This window comes from Paraflavitalea soli (assembly GCF_003555545.1).
GTDB classification, from domain to species: Bacteria; Bacteroidota; Bacteroidia; order Chitinophagales; family Chitinophagaceae; genus Paraflavitalea; species Paraflavitalea soli.
Genome location: NZ_CP032157.1, coordinates 4,363,533 through 4,380,253, shown reverse-complemented (window position 1 = coordinate 4,380,253; position 16,721 = coordinate 4,363,533). Strand labels below are relative to the sequence as shown.

The following is a 16,721-nucleotide window of genomic DNA, read 5'->3' as shown; positions in this document are numbered from 1 at the left end:
CATAATCCCTGAAGAAAACCTTGAAACATCATACTATGAAGCGAATTTTTACTCTGTTGTTCATGCTGGCAGCTTTGTCCGTAGCTGCCCAGTCATATAACAACGAATGGATAAAGTTCAATCAGACTTATTATAAATTCAAAGTAGCTACTGAAGGTTTATTACGTATTTCCAAAGCAAGCCTGGATGCAGCGGGCATTGGCGGCACACAGGTGCAGAACTTTGAATTGTGGCGCAATGGAGTAAAGGTGCCTTTTTACCCTTCTGTGGCCAGCGGTGTATTGCCGGCAAATGGTTATTTGGAATTTTGGGCCCAACCCAATGATGGGAAAGCAGATAAACCCATGTACCGGGATCCCGCCTATCAGCATTCAGATAAAATTAACCTGAATTCAGATACGGCTGTTTATTTCCTGAGCGTAAATAATGATCAATCAGGTTTCAGGTACCAGGATGTAGTCAACAATGTGGGGGGGCCTGTACCTCCCCAAGAGCCCTATCTGATGTATACAGCGGGCAGTTATTTTAAGAACAGGATCAACTTCGGATTTGCTGTTGATCTGAGAGAATACCTGTATTCTTCTTCTTATGATAAAGGAGAATTCTGGGCAAGTGGTGACATATACCCAGCTGGTCCATTGTCAACTGCACTTACAGGCCTTTCTGTATATCCCAGCGGTCCGGATGCGACGTTGAGATTTGGTGTAGTCGGTAATGCATTGAATCCCCGTACTATAAAAGCCGCTGTGAATGGCTCTGTGGTGAAGGATGTGGTAATGGATTATTTTAATGACCTGCATACAACAGCCACCTTTCCTGCTACCACTATTCAAAGTGGTACCGCTATTGTACAATTTACCAATGGCTCACCCATCAGCACAGACCGGATGGTGATATCCTATTATGAAATAACTTATCCGCGCGAATTCAAGTTTGGGAATCTTAAAAATTTCAAATTCACACTGCCGGCCAAAGCCGCCGGCTATTTCCTGGCCATTAAAGAATTCGATTACGGCAGCACGCCGCCTGTTTTATATGACATGGCCCTGGGAGAACGTTATGTGGCAGATATTACTACCACACCCGGATCAATATTGTTTGCCTTGCCTGGTTCAGGCGCGGCGCGTGACCTGGTACTCGTAAATGCAGAAGCTGCTAATGTATCAACCGTTAGTTCGCTTACTACAAAAACATTTATCAATTACTCCCTGGCGGCTAATCAGGGTAATTATATGATCATTAGCCATCCTTCTCTTTATGTAGGATCCGCTGGCAATAACCCGGTAAATGACTATAAAGCTTACCGCCAGTCAACTGCAGGCGGCGGATATAATGTGATTGTGGCGGATATCGATGAACTGGTGGATCAGTTTGCATTTGGTATCAAAAAGCATCCCCTTTCAGTGCGCAATTTTATACGGTTTGCCCGGGCAACCTTTTCGGGATCGCTTAAAAATGTATTTCTTATCGGACGTGGAATGACGTACTATGAGTACCGCACACATATTACGGATCCGATCATCGATAAATTGAATATTGTCCCTACGTTTGGTAACCCCGCTTCGGACAACCTGCTTAGTTCGGCCACTGTTTCCAGCCCCATCCCGGTGACGCCCATCGGACGGCTTTCTGTGGTGAGCGGCAAAGAAATTGAAGATTACCTGGAAAAAGTAAAAGAATACGAAAATCAACAGCAGAATGCTCCTAATACGCTGGCTGCCCGTGAATGGATGAAGAATGTAGTGCAGGTTACCGGCGCCACCGATGCATACCTGGGATCAGTATTGTGTAACTATATGGGTGTGTACAAGCAAATTGTGGAAGACACTTTATTTGGAGGAAAAGTATCTACTTTCTGCAAATCAGTAGCCGGTACATCTGACCAGCTGGCATCGGATCAGATAGCAAAGCTCTTTTCTGATGGAATTGCTTTTTTGAATTATTTCGGGCATTCATCTGCAACCACCCTGGAGTTCAACCTTGATAACCCACAGAACTACAGTAATCAGGGTAAGTACCCGGTGTTTTTCGTCAATGGCTGTAATGCGGGTAACTTCTTTACCTATTATCCTCAACGGCTGGCAGTTAATGAAACCCTGTCTGAAAAATTCGTATTGGCCAAACAACGTGGAAGTATCGCTTTTGTAGCAAGCACGCACTATGGTATTGTAAACTACCTGAATCTGTTCCTTACTAACCTGTACGGAACGATATCACGCACCGACTTTAATAAATCACTTGGTGAAACTTCCAGGGATGCATTTCAAATGATGCAGAATGCAACAGGCCCCAGCGATTTTTATACACGTTTACACGCAGAGCAGATAACCTTACATGGCGATCCGGCCTTGCGCATCAACGCCCAGGGAAAACCTGATTATATAGTAGAAGAATCTTCCATAAAGGTTAATCCCACTTTTGTTTCAATTGCTGAAACCCACTTTGAATTAAAAGTTCGCCTGGTAAACCTGGGAAGAGCTACCGATGATTCAATTGTAGTGCAGGTAAAACAACAGTATCCCAATGGAAGCTCCGCTGTTTTGTACAGGGAAAAAAGGGCAGCTATTACTTTTGCTGATTCTATTACTATCAACGTACCCATCGTTTCAACGAGAGATAAGGGAGCGCATATTATTACCGTAAATATTGATGATGATCACGTTGTAGATGAAGTGGCAGAAGATAACAATACTGCCAGCAAACAGCTCAATATTTATCAGGATGAGGCAAGGCCCACTTTCCCTTACGATATGGCCATCATAAAAGATCCCGCACAGAAACTGTATGCAACAACTGCCAACCCATTAAGCACACTGAAGAGTTATATTATCGAAATAGACACTACAGAGCAGTTCAATTCCATAGACAAAAAATCTAAAACGATATCCTCGGGAGGCGGGGTGGTTGAATATGATCCACAACTCAGCTACCTGGATAGTACAGTATATTATTGGCGTATATCGCCCGTTCCGGTGGCTAACGGCAACTTCCAATGGGTGAATCAATCTTTCATGTTTAAAAATAATGTGGAAGGATACAACCAGTCTCACCTTTTCCAACAGGAAAAGTCTACGGTAGAACGCATGTATCTCGACACTGAAACCCGGCAATGGAAGTATGGACTGAGGAAAAATAAACTGGTGATTAAGAATTGTATATTCCAAACAGGTTGTGCTACCGACCCTGAGTTTGGGGTAACTGTCAATGATGAGAATTATATTGCCAGCGCCTGTGTGGGAAATTCACTGATATTTATTGTTTTTGATAGCGTCACGTTTAAACCGTGGAAAAACGTGGATGATGTAATGCCGAAGCCCAATAGCTTGCACCGCTATGGAAGTGGGGATGCTAATTGCGCACCCAACAGATGGTACAATTTTGAATTTTCGTATATGACCGCGGCCAGCCGTAAGAAGATGATGGACTTTATGGATATCATACCAACCGGATCATTTGTGCTGGTAAAGAGCGTATTCCATAGTAATCCCGAATCCTATATTCAAACATGGCAAAAGGATACACTCCTATATGGGTCCAACAATTCAATCTACCATAAACTATTGGCAGCCGGCTTTGTAGATATAGATACTGTTACCACTTCCAGAGCCTGGGCCTTCGTATATAAGAAGGGAGCGAATACAAATAATTCAACCTTTGTTCCAAAGTATGCTGTTGCTAAAAGCTTTGAAGATAGGATAACAATGAATGTTGAATGTTTTACGCCGGATACTGTAGGCTACGTTACATCTCCTGTGTTTGGACCCGCTGCATCCTGGAAAGAAGTGCGTTGGCATGGTACTTCCCTTGAGCAGCCTTCTGCCGATAAGCCAACTGTGGATGTTATCGGTATTAGCCCCTCCTTTGCAGAAACAACATTGTATACCCTGGATAAAAATTCTCAGCAATTTGACATTTCAACAGTCGATGCGGCTAATTATCCTTATATGAAGCTGAAGCTTCGGAATGCAGATTCTGTTGCCTTAACTCCTTATCAGCTTGATTACTGGCGGGTATATTATACGCCTGTTCCTGAAGGTTCGATGGCCGCCAATATTTTACTGGATGCAAAAGATACAATAGAGGTAGGCGAAACCTTTAAATTTGCTATTGCCTTCAAAAATTTAAGCAAACATGATTTCGACAGTATGGTGGTAAAAGCTGTAATTACTGACAACAGCAATGTGCCGCATATTATTCCCTTGAGTAAGCAAAAAGCAATCGTTTCAGGTGATACAGTTGCCATAAAATTTGAATTAAACTCCAAGGATTATATTGGTAACAATACGCTTTATGTAGAAGTCAATCCTGACAATAACCAGCCGGAACAATACCATTTCAATAACTTCCTGTACCATAACATTTATGTAAAAGCGGATAATACCAATCCTTTCCTGGATGTTACATTCGATGGTATACACATCCTTAACCGGGATATTGTTTCTGCCAAACCGCATATACAGATCAGGCTGAAAGATGAAGCTAAGCACCTGTTATTGAACGACACGAGCCTCTCATCTGTAGAAGTCAAATATCCCAATGGCACTACCCGCACTTACCATTTTGATAATGATACGTTGCGCTTTACACCTGCTACCAGCGGTACCGACAATTCTGCAGTGCTTGATTTTACTCCGGCCTTTACCAGCCAGGTGAATCCTGAAGGTGATGAATATGAGTTGATTGTCAGAGGAAAGGATAGGAGTGGCAACAAAGCAGGCACAGAATACCGGGTAAGTTTCAGGGTGATCAATAAGCCGATGATCTCCAATCTGCTCAACTATCCTAATCCCTTCAGTACTTCTACAGCATTTGTGTTCACCATTACAGGTAGTGAAATACCTCAGAATATTAAAATCCAGGTATTGACAGTAACTGGTAAGATCGTGCGGGAAATCACCATTGATGAATTAGGACCTTTGCGTATCGGTAGAAATATCACCGAGTTTAAATGGGATGGTACAGATCAGTACGGTCAGAAATTGGCCAATGGTGTTTATTTGTACCGGGTGGTCACCAGTCTTAATGGAAAGTCGATGGATAAGTACAGATCCACAAGCGACAATACCGATAAGTTCTTTACCAATGGTTACGGAAAAATGTACCTGATGCGATAGTCACAACAATTCGAATATTCCGGGCTGCCTGAAAAGGCAGCCTTTTTTTATGTGCCGGGTAGTGGGAAAAAGTATAATTTAGTTGCGAACAAAGGTTACCAGGTATTATGACAATTCTAGGCATTTCTGCATTTTACCACGATGCTGCAGCGGCAATTATCCAGGATGGCGAGGTAATCGCTGCAGCCCAGGAGGAGCGATTTACCCGTAAGAAACATGACGCCTCTTTTCCCATGCAGTCTATTCGCTTTTGCCTGGAATACGCAGGTTGCTCGCTGAATGATCTTGATGCCATTGTATTTTATGAAAAGCCCTTACTGAAATTCGAACGCCTGCTGGAAACTTATTATGCTTTTGCTCCCAAAGGGTTAAAGTCATTTATGATGGCTATGCCCGTATGGCTAAAGGAAAAGTTGTTCCTGAAAAAGCTGATATGGGATTCCTTAAATGAAATTGAAAAGGTTGATAAAAAGAAAGTAAAACTATTATTCCCTGAACATCATCTTTCTCATGCAGCCAGTGCCTTTTTCCCGTCTGCTTATGAGAAGGCAGCGATATTGACGATTGATGGGGTAGGTGAGTGGGCGACCGCCTCTATTTGCATGGGTGAAGGGAATAAGATCACTGTACTGAAAGAACTGGATTTCCCCCATTCACTGGGATTATTTTATTCTGCATTTACCTATTACTGCGGGTTCAAGGTAAATTCGGGAGAATACAAACTGATGGGATTGGCTCCTTATGGTAACCCGGGTAGTGAACGGGTGAATCAATTCAAAACGATCATCAAAAGTAATCTGATAGACCTGAAGGAAGATGGTTCAGTATTTTTGCCACAGGCCTATTACAACTATGCAGTAGGGCTGCGCATGGCAGAAGATACCAGGTGGGAAGCCCTGTTTGGATTTCCGAGGCGAAACGCGGAAGCTCCCATTGAGCAGCATCATTGCGACCTTGCATTGGCAGCCCAGGAAGTGCTGGAAGAAGCTGTGATGAACCTGGCCCGGGAAGCTAAACGGATCACCAATGCCGAATACCTTTGCATGGCCGGAGGGGTAGCCCTGAATTGTGTGGCAAACGGCAAACTGGATACTTCGAAATTATTCAAAGAATTGTTTATACAGCCAGCGGCCGGTGATGCAGGCGGGGCACTGGGAGCAGCTTATGCAGCCTACTATACTTATTACAATAAGGACCGAAAGCTGAACGCTTCTTTTCCGGATAGCCTTAAAGGCTCATTCCTGGGAACCATGCATACCGATACCCAAATCCTTTCCACTCTTAGGAAGTACAATGCCAATTACACCTGGTTCGACGATGAGGGTGCCCTGCTGCAAAAAGTGGCTGCTTTAATCGCCAGCGGCCATGTAATAGGATGGCACCAGGGTAGGATGGAGTTTGGGCCAAGAGCTTTGGGGGCAAGAAGTATACTGGCAGATGCACGTAATGCGGACATGCAAAAAAAGATCAACCTGAAGATCAAGTACCGCGAAGGATTTCGGCCATTTGCACCCATCGTGTTGGCTGAGGAAGTAAGCAATTATTTCGAATTCCAGGGCATTTCACCTTATATGCTGTTGGTAAAACCTGTAAAGAATACCCGCCAGGTGCCCTATCCAGCCAATTTTCAGGCAAGCACTCTGCTCGATAAATTGTATTTTCGGCGGAGCGATATACCGGCTGTTACGCATATTGATTATTCAGCACGCATACAAACAGTGCACCAGGAAACAAATCCGCGTTTGTGGAAACTATTACACTGTATGAAACAACAAACCGGTTACCCGGTAATGGTTAATACCAGTTTTAATGTGCGGGGCGAACCGATAGTCAATACACCGGAAGATTCTTACATATGTTTTATGCGTACAGATATGGATTGCCTTGTGATCGGCAATTATATACTAGATAAAAAGGAACAAGCTCATTGGGAGGAAAAAACAGATTGGAAAAATGAAATAGAACCTGACTAGGTGGCATTGTTGTTAATCCCCTTAATTCATTCGAAACAATAAATATGGACTTTTTAAAAGATATCTGGGCGTTTTTGAAGGTGAGAAAAAAATGGTGGCTGGCGCCTCTTATCCTTATATTGTTGTTACTAGGTATATTACTGGTCCTGGGAGGCGGTTCTGCCATCGCTCCTTTCATATACACTTTGTTTTGATGCTATGACGAAAAAGAGTACAGAAACGATCCTGGTATTGGTAATAGCCTGTGTCATCCTGAATTTGGTGTTTCAGCGAAAATTCCTGTTGTCAACGGCAGTGGTTCTGGGAGTAATTGGGATCTTTATTCCTTTCCTTGCCGATAAGATCCATTGGGGTTGGATGAAACTTGGTCATGGTATGGGTTACATTACGGGCAGGATAATATTGATCATTGTCTTTTTTTTCATTTTGTATCCCTTGTCCCTGGCTGCACGATTGTTTCGTAAGGATAGCGTAAAAATAAGACCAGGCGCCGGTAGTTATTTTAAGGACCGGAATTTTGTGTATACAAAAGAAGGCATGGAAAATACCTGGTGATACTTTACTCCTTACAACAAAGACTGTTGTTCAATTCTCGTTTATGCGGAAAAAAAATATAGTTTATGCCTTATACCTTTTCAGCATTACAATTATTTCTTTAGAGATCATCTTACGCATTTATAACCCATTTCATTTTCGTATCAAGGGGGAGAAAATCATTCTCAACACCAACAAGCAATATATTTTTTATAATAAAAGCATACCTGTAATTGAAGATACCATAGTTCATTCAGTGAATTCATTAGGCTTTAGAGGACCGGAAAGGCCTGAAAAGGGGTTTCATACTTTATCTGTAATTTCCATTGGTGGCAGCACCACGGCTTGCACGTATTTATCCGACAGCCTTACCTGGAGTCATAAACTTTCTACTTCATTAAATGATTCATTCAATATTTGGTTCAATAATGCCGGATTGGGTGGACATTCCACTTTTGGCCACCTTGTTTTACTAAAAGATTATGTTATTAGGCTAAAGCCGAAGGTAATATTATTCCTGGTAGGCTGTAATGATATTGAACGTGATGACCTGACTAGTTCTGACAACGCTAATATGGCCAATAAATACAAAAATGTATTTACTTTTCTTAGTAAAAAGAGTGAGCTCTGCAATACAGTCATCAACCTGCTGAGATCGCGGCGGGCAGCGGTAAATAGGTTGGCTGATACTTATATTGATCTTAAAGTGGGAACTAACGACAGTCTAATCATCCCCGACCAGGAAATTAGCGGGCAGTTAATGAAACAAAAAGGCTACCTGACAGAGTATAAAAAGCGGGTAGAGGAGATGATAGAAGTATGTAGAAGTAACCGGATACAGCCCGTTCTGATCACCCAGCCATCCTTATTTGGCCCTGCAGTAGATAGTTTGACCGGAGTAAATCTTGAACGGTATAAGCTATGGAAGGGTATGAATGGCCTGCTTTGGTGGAAACGAATGGAATTGTATAATGATATCACCCGGGAGGTGGCAAGAGAGCAGGAAATATTATTGATAGACCTTGCAAAGGTAATGCCCAAAAGCAGTGCCTATTTCTATGACATTGTCCATTTTACCAACGCCGGTACCAGCAAGGTCAGCGATATAATATATCGCCAGTTATATCCGTGGCTTCATAAAGAGTACGGAACATATCTGAAAGGTCAGAAAAAGGATACTATTGGTAAATAGTGTTACTTATTAGAATAATGAATAGCTTCATATGTTTTTTCTAAAGCTGAAATGGTGGTGGCAACTAATAATCCTTAGCTTGTTGTCACTTGCTATTTATGCACCTATTATAGGCAACTCATTCGTCAATGATGACTTTATTGTTATTAAAAGAGTTTGCATAGATGGGCAGCTCGTCTCCCCCGGCTTTTTTCGCCCTTTATCAGATCTTTCTATACTGCTTACCTATCGACTGGGTGGCCTTGATCCCCGGTTCTTCTACCTCACCGGTATCCTGTTGCATGCCGTATCTGCTCTTTTACTTATTCGTTTGTGCATACATTGGAAATGGACGTCTAATGAACAACAGCAACAGCGCGTGGCCCTGCTGGCCGGTATTTTATTCTTTACTTATCCTTTTCACAATGAGTCTGTAGCCTGGATATTGGGAAGAGGGGCAATGATAGCCGATACTTTGGGCATAGCAGCTTTACTGATCCTGGTGCGGCCCGGTAAAGAGATAGTCAAAATAATAGGAGTATGTGCTTGTTATTTCATAGGACTTGCCGCTTATGAAACAATAGTTATACTACCCGCCATGATCTTCATTTACTTGTTGTGTAACAAGGCCCGTCGGGGGCAGATCGTTACTTGGGGCATTGCCTTAGGCTTCACTTTGGTATTGCACGTATTGCTGAGGCGCTATATATCCGGAAGGATCGCCGGTGATTACGGAGAGGGATTTCTCAATGGCGACCTGGTTGCTTTCGCTATCAATGCCGTTAAGGCATTGGGGCGAACCTTTTTACCGCCGATGGATGCATCGGGATGGCTGATCGTCCTATTTATAATGATCCTGTTATTGGCTATTGGTTTGTTTTATTATTTGCGTAAGCGCCTTATGAATGATAAGCAGGCCCTTTCCTGGTTTTATATGCAGGGCTGTTTTTTCCTGGTCGCCCTGCTCATCCCTTCCCTGGTGGGAGTAAGTACGCGTACCTCCGAAAGCGACCGGTTACTAAATTTTGCTTCTTACTTTTTTAGTACCATTGTTGCATTTGGTCTGGTGCATATAATAAGCCAGTCAAAATGGTTACTCATGGCCATGGTAGCTATTGTGACTGTCCATATCTACCTCCTCGAACAAAATAACCTGAACTGGCACAAAGCCTCCACATCCGTACGGGAGATACTGGCCTTACTGGGAAACAATGAAACTGGTAAAAAAACATATGTTGCCAATCTTCCTGAAGAAATAAATGGCGCCTTTGTATTCCGGGCAGGTTTCCGGGAAGCTTTGTTGCTGAATAATATTGATACAGCAGGTGTCCAGGTGCTGTCCAGCCTTACCAGGGATACAGCCTTGTTGTTTCCTGATACCATTCACTACACCATTGGGGCTAACGGCGTAATGGTGCCTCCCTTTTTGAGGATAGAGAAAAAAGAGGATCATCAATGGCATCTTATACGCAGTAATTGTTACAATTGTAATCTGATGTTACAGGGCGATGCCCGGTTGGTCTATTGGAACCGGAAAAAATGGGTAAAACTGCCTCTGTAATTTGTATTCAAACAAGGAAGAACAGCTATGAAATGGGTAAGAGTATTTCTTTATCTGATAGTAGGGTGCCTTTTTCTGGAGGTGCTAAAAACTATCATTGTACGGCAACATTACATCAGCAGCTATTTCTGGGCAACTATTCTTATTTGCCTCCAGTTCTTGTGCATCATCATGTTCTTTCTCTTCCTCCTTTTTTCGATCCTGTTCAGGAAATACCAGGGTCGGAAAAGATGGATAATGCCCTTGGCAGTTACCCTTGGCCTGTTGGTGCTGATGGAATTATGTACTGCTTATCTGCTGCGAAATCCCCGGCATATCCCTTCCTTTCTTAAATGGTCTTTCGCTTATTACTATGATTATTACAATTGCCCCCTTCCGCAGTTTGAACCTAAAGCCGCTGCCTATAGTACAGAGTTATTTTATACGTTAAAGCCAGGTGCACATTTCCGCTATTTTAATTGTGAGTTCAGCAATGCTTATTCCATTAACAGCAAAGGTGTGCGGGACGATGAAAATTCCTTACAGTCGCCGGGCATCATCTGTTTGGGAGATTCTTATGCAATGGGATGGGGTGTTGGTCAACAGGAAACTTTTGCACAACAGTTGGAGCAATTGAGTGGTATGAAAACACTCAATGGCGGAGTTTCTTCTTATGGAACGGCCCGGGAAATGGCTCAACTGGGGCAATTGGATACAAGCGCCCTGAAATACCTGGTCATCCAATACTGTAGCAATGATATTGGAGAAAACCAGGCATATATTGGCAACCATTATGTGCTGCCTGTTTCTGGCAAAGCTTATTATGACTCTGTGGTTGCCGGGCAACAAATACAAAGGCACTATTTTCCGGGTAAATATAGTTTGCTGATAAGCCAGTCTTTAGTAAAGAAAAAGATCAATGGCATAGCTCCTGTCTTTCCTTTGTTATTTGAAAGAGAAAGTCCTTTCGGTGATGAGGTGCAGCATGCTGCAGCCTTTGTTGACATACTGTACAACACTTCCCGGATAAATTTCTCCAAAACAAAGGTCATAGTAACCGTGCTGGATAGTTATGACCGTCTGAACAACCACTTCTTAGAACAAGTGACCAGGTTGGCGTCCCAAGCTCCTTATAAGGACCGTTTTGCAGGTAATTTGCTGGTTCTAAATATGGCAGGAATCCTGCAGCCGGATGATTATTACGAATTAGATCTGCATATAAGAGCTTCCGGTCATAAAAAGGTGGCTGACGGCCTATGGCAAATGATCAGTGGGAAGCCGTAACTGCACCCTGAAGGGAGAGGTGACGGATCACATATTTTCCAACCATATCAAATTCGAGGTTTACCCGGCTTCCCGGAACAACATGCTGGATATCCGTATGCTCGAAAGTATAGGGAATAATGCCTACCGAAAATTCATCCCGGGTAACGTTGAAGATCGTAAGACTGATCCCATTCAGGCTGATAGAACCCTTTTCTATCACCAGCGCTGCAAATGCTGCAGGAAACCGAAACCTGAATTCCCAGCTTCCATCCCGGTCTTTTTTATCAATACATTCAGCCGTGGCATCCACATGTCCTTGCACAATATGCCCATCCAGCCGTCCCTGGTAAGATAAACACCGTTCCAGGTTCACCAGGTCGCCGGTTTTCCAGCTATCTAAATTGGTCTTTTTCAGGGTTTCTGCAATGGCTGTAACGCGGTAATGGTCGTTTTTGATCTCTTCCACCGTAAGACAAACCCCGCTGTGGGCAATGCTTTGATCAATTTTAAGTTCCCCGGTAATAGGGGAGGAGAGCCACAATATACGGTTGGTGCCCGCTGTTGAAACTGCTTCTATCCGGCCCGTGGCCTCAATAATACCTGTAAACATGCAGCAAAAATCGGTTTTTGTTGGCAAATGTTGTTCTATTTCAGATTTTCTGTTATCTTTGCAGGCCCAAAAGCATTTTAAAGGAGGTATATAACTATGCTGATTATCGATTCAAAAGATTGCGAAAATATTGACAAAGCGCTCAAGAAGTACAAGAAGAAATTTGAAAAAGCAAAGATCCTGTTGCAACTGAGAGAGCGTCAATCTTATACGAAACCGTCCGTAAAACATCGGACCAAAGTATTGAAGGCTGTCTATAAGCAAAAAATAGCCAGCGGTCAGATCGAAGGATAATTCATTCATTCTGAATAGCATATTGGAATAGCTGCAAAGTTCTTAACTTTGTGGCTATTCTACTTTATACTTGTATCCGGGCGTATTATGATCGCACCCACCCATTCCGCTATTCAACCTTTTTTAGAGTACCTCCAATTTGAGAAAAGGTATTCTCCCCACACTTTGTTAGCCTACAAAGATGACCTGGAAGAATTTACGATTTACCTGGTCAATGTATTCGGAATGGAGAACCCGGCCCTCTCCGATATTTCCGCCTCCCTGATCAGAAGTTGGCTGGCCAACCTGAAAGAGGAGAAAAAATCGGCCAAAACCATCAATCGCAAGATATCCTCCCTCAAATCCTTCTTCAAATACCACCTCCGAAGGGGCAATCTGGAAAAGACTCCCATGAGCGCTGTTACAGCCCCAAAGGTCAGTAAACGGCTACCCCAATATGTGGAACAGCAGGATATGGGCAACCTATTGAACAAGGTAGCGTTTCCCGATACCTGGAAGGGCCATACCGATAAGCTCCTGTTATCTGTTTTTTACCATACCGGCATGCGCTTGTCTGAGCTGGTGAATCTTAAAGAAAACCAGGTAAATGCAGCAGGAAATACCCTTAAAATACTTGGAAAAGGCAATAAGGAACGCCTGGTACCCGTAGGAGGGGAACTGATAGCTGCCTTGCAACACTATATGAGGCAAAAAAGAGCCCAATTGGAAGCGCCGGATACTACCTACCTCCTGGTCAATGATAAGGGCAAAAAGCTATATGCCAAAGCGGTCTACCTTTCTGTCAGGGAATGGTTGAATGCAGTGACCACCATCGATAAAAAAAGCCCGCATGTACTGCGTCACACCTTTGCTACCCATTTAATGAACAATGGCGCCGACCTCAATGCTGTTAAAGAATTATTGGGCCATGCCAGCCTGGCTGCTACACAGATATATACCCACAATACCATAGAGAAACTGAAGGATATCTACAAAAAGGCACACCCCAAAGCGTAAAAGAATAACGACCCCGTTTTCATTGGGTAAAACCTTTGGGTTTGTTAATGTTCCGGAGCTGTCGAACACCAGGAATCAGTGCTTGTTTTGGCAATGGTACACATGAATTTATATCCGCAACAGGATAACAATTTAATGATGTAACACGTTAAAGGTTTACGCGCTCAAATTGACAAATTTAATTTGGAAAGAAATATATGCTGTATTAACTTCATAGAGTTCTAAAAGCGCTCGCCTATGTAGCAATATTACTCCTCAAGATCTTTATTTATTGTTCACAGTTAAAATGCGATTGTATGAACGTCAACATTCAGACCGTGCGTTTTACAGCTGATGTAAAACTGGTAGATTACGTTAACAAAAAACTTCAAAAACTCAACACTTTTCATGACCGCATTATCAAGGTAGATGTGTACCTCAAGTTGGATAATGTAGTTCACAACATCAAGGATAAGATCGCAGAAATACGCGTACAGATACCCCGATACCAGTTCTTTGTAAAATCCTCTTCCAAATCATTCGAAGAATCATTTGACAACGCACTGGAATCCCTGGTAAACCAGGTTAAGCGAAAAAAAGAAAAGCAAGCAGCTTAAAAAAAGATTGAAGCTGCCCCCTGGATGGGGGCAGCTTTTTTTATTGCATACCCCGCACTTCCGCTTTCAACATCTTTCCACCCCGGGAACCTTTCCAGAGACATTACAGAGACGATATAGAGACCTTATAGAGACTTTATAGAGACCCATGCCCATGGCAGTCCCCTACACAAGCTTAGGCTAGCCCTACTCAGGTAGCCTGCTCCACCGTTTGAATATCTCCTGCCGGCGTTTCCAGGGGCCGCTTTAAATGCCCTTCGCATCACCAAAAAACTCCATCTGTTTGATTTTATCTTCCTTCTTTTTCGATTTACACTTTTCCGGAATTATAAAAACAATATCTTGCGCCCGAAAACAGCAGCTAGCCGGAAGTTTTAGCCGGTTTGTTTGTAATGATGCGTACCGGATTGTGCAAATGATTGAAAACAAGCAAAAAAAATTGGAGTCAAAGTTTTTGTATTTAACAAATTCGATTACCTTTGCCTTCCCAAAAAATAAGCAGGGTGCTGGTAAGTGTGTGGGAAGTTCTTTATTATGTTGACTGTCAGTATTTTTTACCAGCTTTCAACAATAGTCTAATTTAAAATTTGCCACTTTAGCTCAGCTGGTAGAGCATCCCGACCTGGGGTCGGGAAGGTCGCCGGTTCGATTGAGGTGTAGAAAGTGAAATTTGCCACTTTAGCTCAGCTGGTAGAGCATCCCGACCTGGGGGCCGGGAAGGTCGCCGGTTCGATTGAGGTGTAGAAAGTGAAATTTGCCACTTTAGCTCAGCTGGTAGAGCAACTGATTTGTAATCAGTAGGTCGTTGGTTCGATTCCGACAAGTGGCTCCAATTAAAGGGCAGGTTCCAGAGTGGCCAAATGGGGCGGACTGTAAATCCGCTGTCTTTCGACTTCAGAGGTTCGACTCCTCTCCTGCCCACTCCAACGCCCGCCATAGCTTCATGCGAAGGCGGGTAATTTGGTTAGAGAGATCTTTAAAATGAATGTTCCGCTCAGTGTTATAAGCGGATAAATGCGGGAGTAGCTCATTTGGTAGAGCGATAGCCTTCCAAGCTATAGGTGGCGAGTTCGAGCCTCGTCTCCCGCTCAGGACAGCAAAGAGAATCGGTTGACAGATTTTCACGCTTACTGCCTTACAGGTACGTAGGTGGTCCCGGCTAAGGCCGTTGTAGCTCAGTGGTAGAGCACTTCCTTGGTAGGGAAGAGGTCGTGAGTTCGATTCTCACTAACGGCTCAGTTCTTTAAAAATTGTAAGAATGACCAGGATGGTGCCTGATCCGCAAGGGTAAGCTCATCCGGGTTTGTGAAGAGAGGCCTGCCCGGTTTTGGCAGGAAAGAAGTAGAAATGTGTGAAGCAACTGGTAGTAATACCGCAATTGCTGACTACATGATAAAAAACAAAAATTGTAAAACCACACAACTAAAAACAGATAACGATGTCAAAAGAGACTTTTAAGAGGGATAAACCTCACGTTAACGTAGGTACCATTGGCCACATTGACCACGGTAAAACCACCCTTACAGCCGCTATCACTACTATCTTGTCTTCAAGAGGTATGGCGCAAGCGAAGAAATATGATGAAATTGATGCTGCTCCTGAAGAAAAGGAGAGGGGTATTACCATTAATACGGCGCACGTGGAATACCAAACGGCTAATCGTCACTATGCACACGTTGACTGTCCCGGTCACGCTGACTACGTGAAGAATATGATTACCGGTGCTGCCCAAATGGACGGCGCTATCCTGGTTGTGGCTGCTACAGATGGTCCCATGCCTCAAACAAAAGAACACATCCTGCTGGCTCGTCAGGTAGGTGTTCCCCGCATGGTGGTTTTCATGAATAAAGTTGACCTGGTTGATGACCCCGAGTTACTCGAACTGGTTGAAATGGAAATTCGTGAACTGTTGACATTCTATGGTTTTGATGGTGATAACACTCCTATTATAAAAGGTTCTGCAACCGGCGCTCTGGCTGGCGAAGAAAAATGGGTAAAAGCTATCGACGAGCTGATGGAAGCTGTTGATACTTACATTCCCCTGCCTCCCCGTCCTGTTGACCAACCGTTCCTGATGAGTGTGGAAGACGTGTTCTCTATCACTGGTCGTGGTACTGTTGCTACCGGTCGTATCGAGCGCGGTCGCATTAAAGTAGGTGAAGCTATTGAGATCGTAGGTCTGATGGAAGCTCCTCTGAACTCTACTGTAACAGGTGTGGAAATGTTCCGCAAACTGTTGGATTCCGGTGAAGCCGGAGACAACGCAGGTCTGCTGTTGCGCGGTATTGAAAAAACACAGGTTCGTCGTGGAATGGTACTGGTAAAACCAGGTTCTATCACTCCGCACACTGAATTCAAAGGCGAAGTTTACGTACTGAGCAAAGAAGAAGGTGGCCGTCACACTCCATTCTTCAACAAATACCGTCCTCAGTTCTACTTCCGTACTACCGACGTAACCGGTGAGGTTGAATTACCTGCTGGTACTGAAATGGTAATGCCTGGTGATAACACTTCACTGTCTGTAAAACTGATCCAACCCATCGCGATGGAAAAGGGTCTGAAATTCGCCATCCGCGAAGGTGGTCGTACAGTAGGTGCCGGTCAGGTTACTGAAATCGTAAAATAAG

At 43.5% G+C, this 16,721-nt stretch carries 12 protein-coding genes and 4 tRNA genes; 15 read left to right on the top strand and 1 reads right to left on the bottom strand.

Features of this window, described 5'->3' with window-relative positions:
• The first annotated feature begins 35 nt into the window (after positions 1-35).
• The 7 genes from porU2 (at position 36) to D3H65_RS16235 (ending at position 11,616) form a co-directional block, all read left to right on the top strand.
• The gene (gene porU2, locus D3H65_RS16260) at positions 36-5,114 is read left to right on the top strand and encodes a putative type IX secretion system sortase PorU2 (RefSeq protein ID WP_119051320.1); all 5,079 of its coding nucleotides are present in this window, start codon (positions 36-38) and stop codon (positions 5,112-5,114) included.
• Between the two features lie 107 nt (positions 5,115-5,221).
• Positions 5,222-7,087 (top strand): carbamoyltransferase family protein, encoded by a 1,866-nt coding sequence (locus tag D3H65_RS16255; protein ID WP_119051319.1) that lies wholly within the window; start codon positions 5,222-5,224, stop codon positions 7,085-7,087.
• 44 nt (positions 7,088-7,131) lie between these two features.
• The gene (locus D3H65_RS33565; RefSeq protein WP_394341576.1) at positions 7,132-7,281 is read left to right on the top strand and encodes a DUF5989 family protein; all 150 of its coding nucleotides are present in this window, start codon (positions 7,132-7,134) and stop codon (positions 7,279-7,281) included.
• Between the two features lie 4 nt (positions 7,282-7,285).
• On the top strand, positions 7,286-7,642 hold the full coding sequence (locus D3H65_RS16250) for an SxtJ family membrane protein (RefSeq protein WP_119051318.1): 357 nt from the start codon (positions 7,286-7,288) through the stop codon (positions 7,640-7,642).
• 43 nt (positions 7,643-7,685) lie between these two features.
• Positions 7,686-8,813: an SGNH/GDSL hydrolase family protein gene (locus D3H65_RS16245; protein WP_119051317.1), complete on the top strand. Its 1,128-nt coding sequence runs from the start codon at positions 7,686-7,688 to the stop codon at positions 8,811-8,813.
• A gap of 31 nt (positions 8,814-8,844) precedes the next feature.
• Positions 8,845-10,353 carry a hypothetical protein gene (locus D3H65_RS16240; protein WP_162915661.1) on the top strand — a complete coding sequence of 503 codons (1,509 nt, stop codon included), beginning with the start codon at positions 8,845-8,847 and terminating at the stop codon, positions 10,351-10,353.
• Between the two features lie 27 nt (positions 10,354-10,380).
• Entirely contained in the window at positions 10,381-11,616 is a 1,236-nt protein-coding gene (locus tag D3H65_RS16235; protein WP_119051315.1) for an SGNH/GDSL hydrolase family protein, read from the top strand.
• Here the strand turns inward: D3H65_RS16235 and D3H65_RS16230 are convergent.
• Entirely contained in the window at positions 11,600-12,208 is a 609-nt protein-coding gene (locus tag D3H65_RS16230; protein ID WP_119051314.1) for a riboflavin synthase, read from the bottom strand. The two genes, D3H65_RS16235 and D3H65_RS16230, sit on opposite strands and share 17 nt — an antisense overlap.
• 96 nt (positions 12,209-12,304) lie before the next feature.
• Between D3H65_RS16230 and rpsU the strand changes: the two genes are divergently transcribed.
• From rpsU to tuf, 8 genes are all read left to right on the top strand, one after another.
• On the top strand, positions 12,305-12,502 hold the full coding sequence (gene rpsU / locus D3H65_RS16225; RefSeq protein ID WP_119051313.1) for a 30S ribosomal protein S21: 198 nt from the start codon (positions 12,305-12,307) through the stop codon (positions 12,500-12,502).
• An 87-nt stretch (positions 12,503-12,589) separates the two neighbouring features.
• Positions 12,590-13,498, top strand: coding sequence for a tyrosine-type recombinase/integrase (locus D3H65_RS16220; RefSeq protein ID WP_119051312.1), 909 nt, complete (start codon positions 12,590-12,592; stop codon positions 13,496-13,498).
• A 296-nt stretch (positions 13,499-13,794) separates the two neighbouring features.
• The gene (locus tag D3H65_RS16215; protein WP_119051311.1) at positions 13,795-14,094 is read left to right on the top strand and encodes an HPF/RaiA family ribosome-associated protein; all 300 of its coding nucleotides are present in this window, start codon (positions 13,795-13,797) and stop codon (positions 14,092-14,094) included.
• 756 nt (positions 14,095-14,850) lie between these two features.
• Positions 14,851-14,926 (top strand) — tRNA-Thr (locus D3H65_RS16210).
• Between the two features lie 6 nt (positions 14,927-14,932).
• Positions 14,933-15,015 (top strand) — tRNA-Tyr (locus D3H65_RS16205).
• 95 nt (positions 15,016-15,110) lie between these two features.
• Positions 15,111-15,183: transfer RNA gene (locus D3H65_RS16200), tRNA-Gly, on the top strand.
• A 75-nt stretch (positions 15,184-15,258) separates the two neighbouring features.
• Positions 15,259-15,330 (top strand) — tRNA-Thr (locus D3H65_RS16195).
• A gap of 202 nt (positions 15,331-15,532) precedes the next feature.
• On the top strand, positions 15,533-16,720 hold the full coding sequence (gene tuf / locus D3H65_RS16190; protein WP_119051310.1) for an elongation factor Tu: 1,188 nt from the start codon (positions 15,533-15,535) through the stop codon (positions 16,718-16,720).
• Position 16,721: the final 1 nt, after the last annotated feature.

Bases quoted from the DNA above. Each gene is read 5' to 3' on its own strand.
- D3H65_RS16255 (WP_119051319.1), top strand. From the start codon at position 5,222: ATGACAATTCTAGGCATTTCTGCATTTTACCACGATGCTGCAGCGGCA.
- D3H65_RS16235 (WP_119051315.1), top strand. From the start codon at position 10,381: ATGAAATGGGTAAGAGTATTTCTTTATCTGATAGTAGGGTGCCTTTTT.
- tuf (WP_119051310.1), top strand. From the start codon at position 15,533: ATGTCAAAAGAGACTTTTAAGAGGGATAAACCTCACGTTAACGTAGGT.
- D3H65_RS16240 (WP_162915661.1), top strand. From the start codon at position 8,845: ATGTTTTTTCTAAAGCTGAAATGGTGGTGGCAACTAATAATCCTTAGC.
- rpsU (WP_119051313.1), top strand. From the start codon at position 12,305: ATGCTGATTATCGATTCAAAAGATTGCGAAAATATTGACAAAGCGCTC.
- porU2 (WP_119051320.1), top strand. From the start codon at position 36: ATGAAGCGAATTTTTACTCTGTTGTTCATGCTGGCAGCTTTGTCCGTA.
- D3H65_RS16220 (WP_119051312.1), top strand. From the start codon at position 12,590: ATGATCGCACCCACCCATTCCGCTATTCAACCTTTTTTAGAGTACCTC.
- D3H65_RS16250 (WP_119051318.1), top strand. From the start codon at position 7,286: ATGACGAAAAAGAGTACAGAAACGATCCTGGTATTGGTAATAGCCTGT.
- D3H65_RS33565 (WP_394341576.1), top strand. From the start codon at position 7,132: ATGGACTTTTTAAAAGATATCTGGGCGTTTTTGAAGGTGAGAAAAAAA.
- D3H65_RS16230 (WP_119051314.1), bottom strand. From the start codon at position 12,208: ATGTTTACAGGTATTATTGAGGCCACGGGCCGGATAGAAGCAGTTTCA.
- D3H65_RS16245 (WP_119051317.1), top strand. From the start codon at position 7,686: ATGCGGAAAAAAAATATAGTTTATGCCTTATACCTTTTCAGCATTACA.
- D3H65_RS16215 (WP_119051311.1), top strand. From the start codon at position 13,795: ATGAACGTCAACATTCAGACCGTGCGTTTTACAGCTGATGTAAAACTG.